Origin of the sequence: Pseudomonas sp. Sample_24, assembly GCF_004307605.1 — a bacterium.
In the GTDB taxonomy this organism is placed as follows: Bacteria; Pseudomonadota; Gammaproteobacteria; order Pseudomonadales; family Pseudomonadaceae; genus Aquipseudomonas.
Map to the genome: position 1 here is coordinate 1 of NZ_RCNW01000130.1, position 3,613 is coordinate 3,613.

The following is a 3,613-nucleotide window of genomic DNA, read 5'->3' on the forward strand; positions in this document are numbered from 1 at the left end:
TGTTTGAACACATCGGCGTGATTGCCGGCATGGAAGGCGTGACGATAATTCATGGTTGCTCCTGCGAAGGCCGGCAAGTTTACCTTTTACCGGCCTGCAAGTCAGGGTTCACGGCTGAGTGGCCGGCTGTATCGAAGACTGGCGTCAGCTCGACGCCTCCAGCAAATACTCCACCCAATCAGCTTTCGACGCAGCTGCCACGTCAGTTTCCGCAAGGAAATGCGCAGCCTTGCTGCGCAGGACGCGCTCCGAAAACACCTCGAAAATACCCGGCTGCTCTTCACTCAACCATTGCAACAAGTTGTTGATCCGGGTGGTAGCGTCATCCGCAGCCAGTTGTTGCAACAGCGCATCTGGCACCTTCCACCAGGGGAAGACCTTCGATGTTTTCTGCGCATTGCCATCTATCTCGACAGCGTGCCCGTTAATCCAGCATCGGCCGATGACCGGCAGGAGCTCATAAGGATTGACCTCTGTACTGTGCAGGATCGGTATCAGAAAACGCCCATCCCAGAAGCGGAAAAACACCGCATTGTCATTGGGCAACAGAACCTGTGTGAGACTGCGCAGGTGTTCGGCGAGCACCTCTTGGCTCGCAGAAGAAACCGCCAGCCACCCCCAATCGCGAGACCTTGTGGTCGCCACCCACTGCACAAACTCACTGTCCACCGCGACATGTGCGACGTAGGGCATCACTGCTTCCCACTCGACATAAGCGGTATCGGCCCAGATCGGGGTCGCCTTGCTGATGGGCATCGATCGTCGCCAGGCTTCGAGTGGTTTGGCGGCACTGGCGTTACTGAAGATCGCGAACAACTGCTGCGACGCTTGCAGCGGCTGGCGTTCGAGCCAGTCGAGGGGCAATAGAAAATCAGGCGGCACACGCACCTTCCTTGCAGCGTTCGCACTCTTCGCAAAATGGCGAAGCACTTTGCAAACTCAGCCTCTGCGCCATGCTTAGCGCTACACCTTGCACAGCCACGCTTGATACACCGGGAGCCGACATCGGCGCCCCACCGACTTCGATCGGCACACTGCTGAAAATTCCCGCAGGACCGATATTGATCCAGTGGCCACCGGCCTGAATCGTGGCGTTGGTGCCGCCATCAATCACGACCTGGCTAACGGCATTGACCTGAAACTGCCCGCTCGCCATGACGGTCTGGCTGCCGACGCGGATGTGCCGGTCACCGGTGACCTGCAGGTATTCGTTTTGCCCGACCTGCACGTGCAAGTCATGCAACACCTGCTGGTTCCAGTTTCGCTGGGCGCGCAAGTGGATTTCCTCGGCCCCTTTGCGATCCTCGATGCGCAATTCGTTGTAGCCCCCGCCACCGGGACTGCTGCGCGAGCGGAAAATACTGCGAGTCTTGTCTGCCGGCAGATCCAGCGGCACCGGGTTCATCGCATTGGGCAGGCAACCCATCACCAGCGGCTTGTCCGCATCGCCATCTACGAACCCCACCAGGACTTCCATGCCGACACGCGGGATCAACACACTGCCGTAGCTGTCGTGCGCCCAACCGCTGGCCACCCGCAGCCAGCAACTGGAATGTTCTTCCAACTGACCGAAGCGGTCCCACATCAACCGGACCTTGACCCTGCCGAATTCGTCGCAATGAATTTCACTGTCTTTCGGCCCACTCACCACAGCGGCTTGATACCCGGCCACCTGAGGCTTGGTGCGCATTCGCGGGCGGAAAAAAACGTCCCACGGCGTTGCCAGGAAGGTATTGCGATAACCTTGAAAACTGTCCGTGCTGCCCGCCGACTCTTCCAGTACTTGCGGCTGACAGCCATGGTGTTCGATTTCAGTCAGCAGCCACAGGTTGTTCCACTCCTGCTGCGGATGCTCGTCGAGTAGCAGGAAATGCCCACTGATCAACGCAGCTTGATCACTCTTGCCTTGCGCCTGACGGTAATCCGCGCGATGGCTCTGCAATGCCCGCTGAGCCAGCCGCCCGCCGATTTCCCGATCATTGAACTGCCCCGGAAAACGGTAATCCTCAAGCAGCGGCAACTGCTCACTGTCGGAACGACTTTGCAGTTCCAGGCGTGGTTGATGGAAGTCGTAGTCGCGGCGCGTCACCACGGTGGGTCGGGTTTCCAGACGAACATTGAACCGCTTGATAACAGCTTCATTCACCGCCATGCCACTGCCCGGCCGGTAAGGTATCGGTTCAGGCAAGCGTGGAAAAACTGTCTGGTCATCGCCAAACACCAACAGGTGACCGTCGCAACTGTGTTGGAAATGGTAGTGGATACCCAGTTCGGCACACAGCCGCTGGATGAACGCCAGATCGCTTTCCGCGTATTGCACGCAGTACTCGCGCTCGGGATAGGCGCCACTGAGCTGAAACGCGAAGGCATCGCCGAGGATGCCATGATCCTTGAAGATTTGCGTGATGATCGCCGGCACAGTTTGGTGCTGGAAGATTCGCTGGTTGATCCGATGATCGAGGTAGGCCAGACGCGGTACAAGGCTGATCTCGTAGCGCGTCAGACGTTTACCGGAATCGCCCTGGCCCACCCGATAAATTTGACCATGAACACCGGCGCCTTGCGCATCGAAACCCAGAAACGCCTGACGATGCAGAAGGTTTTCGAGATCGATGTCCGGCCGCTCGCTGACCAGCTCCACGTCAAAACGGTATGGCTGGCTGATGGCCTCCTTACCGGTGAACTCAAGTACCTTGAGTTCACTCTGGACACCGTCGACGGTCAACGTGAAGCGCGGTTGATTGGCAGAAGCGAACATCCGATGTGTCTCGGCAGAATGACAGCGGGCGATTCTGCATGAGCATCAAGCCTCCCTGATCAAGAAACAGGAAAATCAGATTTGCCCTACCGCTTCTGAAGCATCGCCCCTCAAAAAACGCTTCATTCGACTACAGACAACCCCGAGAACATCGCGCCCCTTGCAGGAACCGAGCTTGCTCGCGATGGCGGTCTGGATGCCAACATATGTGTTGAACGTGCTGACGCCAGCGCGAGCAAGCTCAGCGCCTACAGAAAACCTAGAAAGTGCAGGCAAAAAAACGGCCCGCTTCCAAAGGAAGCGGGCCGTTTTCGTTCAAGCCATTGGCGCAGAGCTTTCGCTCGTGCCGATTACTTGTTCAGGCGGAAATCACTTTCGGCAGCAGCGAAACGCTGCAGCATGCCGGCAGTCGGCGCGCCCATTTTGCTGACGAAGTAAATCGCCAGGCTGGCGAAGATGAAACCAGGGATGATTTCGTACAGGCCCAGCAACTCGAAGTGCTTCCACACGATCACGGTGATTGCGCCAACCAGGATACCGGCCAGTGCGCCGTTGCGGGTCATGTCTTTCCAGATCACGGAAATCAGCACGACCGGACCGAAAGCGGCACCGAAACCGGCCCAGGCGTAGCTCACCAGACCCAGTACACGGTTTTCCGGGTTGGCAGCCAATGCGATGGCAACCAGGGCAACCAGCAACACCATGGCGCGACCGACCCAGACCAGTTCGACCTGGGAAGCCGACTTGCGCAGGAAGGTTTTGTAGAAGTCTTCAGTCAGCGCACTGGAACACACCAGCAGCTGGCAGCTCAGGGTGCTCATGACAGCGGCCAGAATGGCCGACAGCAGTACACCG

Annotated in this window: 2 protein-coding genes and 1 pseudogene; all 3 read right to left on the reverse strand. The window is 58.0% G+C overall.

Going from position 1 to position 3,613, the window contains the following annotated elements; all coding sequences use genetic code 11:
• Positions 1-144 precede the first annotated feature (144 nt).
• Positions 145-882, reverse strand: coding sequence for a DUF4123 domain-containing protein (locus D8V06_RS06395; RefSeq protein ID WP_130930641.1), 738 nt, complete (start codon positions 880-882; stop codon positions 145-147).
• Positions 872-2,758, reverse strand: a complete 1,887-nt coding sequence (locus D8V06_RS06400; RefSeq protein ID WP_130930642.1) for a type VI secretion system tip protein VgrG — start codon at positions 2,756-2,758, stop codon at positions 872-874. The genes D8V06_RS06395 and D8V06_RS06400 overlap by 11 nt, the downstream gene beginning before the upstream one ends.
• A gap of 350 nt (positions 2,759-3,108) precedes the next feature.
• Positions 3,109-3,613: pseudogene (locus D8V06_RS06405) on the reverse strand (sodium:proline symporter); the annotation flags it as partial.